We start from the raw sequence: 2,397 nt of genomic DNA, 5'->3' as shown, positions 1-2,397 counted from the left end.
CAACAGGCGGGCCTGGAACAACCGGGTCCCCGGAGGTGGTCTTCTCCGACGCGGAGCTGGCGGCGATCATCAACGCAGTCGCCCGAAACCGGGACCTGCAGTTCCCTCCCGCTCAGGACTCCGAGTGGCAGCGCAGCGGAGCCACCAGCGGAACCTTCCCCCAGGTCAGCACGGAGACCACGCCCACCGAGTGCATGGCCTTCGTCCCGCAAAACCCGTTCGTCCGGTGGGCGGACAGAAGCGTGAACTTTGCGGAGGGCGGAATGCCTCTCGGTGAACCATCGGGACCGACCACTACCGTGATGATCACGCTCCGGAGCGCGGAAAAGGGTGCCATCGCCAAGGCCGATTTCGGCTACACAGCGGAGCAGGTATCCGGCTGCAGCCGGTTTGACCTGGCCTCGACGGAGTCCGGCCGGACGTCAACGTATGCAGTCCAATTGCTGCCGGCTCCCCCGGTCGGGGAGAAACAGCACGGCCTGATGCAGAACACGAAGCCGAAAGGACCAGGGGATTACGGCTCAGTCGGGCTGCGGGTCCTTGCTGGCACCATGTCCGTCTCACTGACGCTCGCTGTCGCGGATCTCAACTCCGAGTCGGATGCGAACCCGGCTCTGGACTCCATGGCAGACCTGGCCAGGCAGCTGATCGGCCAGGCCGTGAACAAGCCGCCATCAGTAGGCGCACCGGCACCAAACCCCCGGACTCCGGAAGACGTTGTCGCACTGGTCAAGGGCGTCACTGCACCGGGCGGGTATCCGGTGACGCTGCCCGGCGCCTCGGTCATCGGTCCGCCGCCCGGAACCGCGGCAACCCCATCGTCGCAACCGGTTCTTCCGTGTATCTTCGACGATGATGCATACTACGGCACGCTCCTTGGCGCAGTCCTCGGCCAAGGGCAGATCCCAGGGGCCACCAAGATGGACTACGCAGAACTCGCGGTGATCAGCATGCCGACGGCGGCGTCCCCGCCGTACCCGTTCGACTCCCGGGCCGCAGCGCTTCGGGACTGCACCACGGTACAGGAGACCATGCTGGGCAATTCGCGTCCGTGGTCGGCTGTCTCGCAGCTAAGCGTCAACATCCCCGCCGAGGCAACCTACGCCGTCGCGTACCAGTTATCGGATGGCACCGGCGAGTGGCATGTCAGGGCAGGCGCCCGCAGGGGGTCCCTGACGGTGGAGGGCAACGGCAGGACGCCCTCCCAGGCGGAAGCCCAGGCCGGCGCAGACAGGCTCACCGCAGTCTTCGGCAGCGTGTTCGCCAACGCCGGACTGTGAAGGCACCTGCTTCAACGTTGTAAAATATGGCTGAGGGGCTGATCTGCCCGGACTTCTGCAGGGGGATGTGGCATGGCTGCAACGCTTCACGACGTGGCCCGTGTGGCAGGGGTGTCTTTCAAGACCGTTTCAAACGTCATCAACAACCACCCCCATGTCCGGGACACTACCCGCGCCAAGGTTGAACAGGCCATCCAGGAGCTCGGTTACCGGCCCAACCTGACCGCCCGCAGCCTTCGGTCGGGGCACACGGGCGCCATCACCCTGGCCCTCCCGCAGCTGAGCCTGCCCTACTTCGCCGAACTCGCCGACGCCGTCATCGAAGCGGCAGCAAAGCACGGCCTGGTGGTGCTCATTGAGCAGACCGGAGCCAGCAGGGAACGTGAACTCGAGGTCATGGCCAGCCCCCGGCTCAAAATGTCCGACGGCCTGATCTTCAGCCCGCTGGCTCTCGGGCAGGAGGACGTTGACCTGATCAAGGCCGATGTTCCGATCGTGCTGCTCGGCGAGCGCATCTCCGGCAGCGCCTCGGACCACGTCACCATGCAGAACGTCACCGCCGCGCGGGCCGCCACCGAACACCTGCTGGACATGGGCAGGAAGCGGATCGCCGTGGTGGGCGCCCATGAGGGGGAAGTCATCGGCTCAGCCGGCCTGCGTCTCCGCGGATACCGGGAGGCGCTGGAGGCCCGGGGCATTCAGTACGACGACGGCATCGTCGCCTATGTTGTCGACTGGCACCGGTCCAACGGTGCGGCCGCGATGCATGACCTCCTCGACCGCGGCGCCACTTTCGACGCCCTCTTCGGGCTCAATGACACCCTCGCGCAGGGTGCCGTGCGGGTCCTGCAGGAAGCCGGGTTCCGCGTGCCGGAAGACGTTGCCGTGATCGGCTTCGACGACCTCGATGAAACCCGGTACTCCCTGCCCACGCTGAGCACCGTGGACCCCGGCCGGACCGAGATCGCCGAGACGGCCATCCGGATGCTGATGGAGCGGATCAAGGACCCCACAGGCATGCCGCCCCGGGAAATCGAGACGGAGTTCCACGTGGTCCCGCGCGAGTCGACGGCGGGCACCGGACCGGCGTAGCCGCTCCGGCACCTGCTTCACGCAG

At 66.5% G+C, this 2,397-nt stretch carries 2 protein-coding genes; both read left to right on the top strand.

What is annotated here, in order from left to right:
• The coding region (locus tag DBR22_RS12010; protein ID WP_108599203.1) for a hypothetical protein at positions 1-1,280 on the top strand (1,280 nt) is incomplete at its 5' end.
• 72 nt (positions 1,281-1,352) lie between these two features.
• Positions 1,353-2,372 carry a LacI family DNA-binding transcriptional regulator gene (locus tag DBR22_RS12005; protein ID WP_108599202.1) on the top strand — a complete coding sequence of 340 codons (1,020 nt, stop codon included), beginning with the start codon at positions 1,353-1,355 and terminating at the stop codon, positions 2,370-2,372.
• Positions 2,373-2,397: the final 25 nt, after the last annotated feature.

It is taken from the genome of Arthrobacter sp. HMWF013 (genome assembly GCF_003061105.1).
Taxonomy (GTDB): domain Bacteria; phylum Actinomycetota; class Actinomycetes; order Actinomycetales; family Micrococcaceae; genus Arthrobacter.
The sequence above is the reverse complement of the archived record's forward strand: the minus strand, read 5'-3'. Positions and strand labels throughout refer to the sequence as shown.

Excerpts from the sequence above, each read along its gene's own strand:
- DBR22_RS12005 (WP_108599202.1), top strand. The coding sequence starts at position 1,353 with ATGGCTGCAACGCTTCACGACGTGGCCCGTGTGGCAGGGGTGTCTTTC.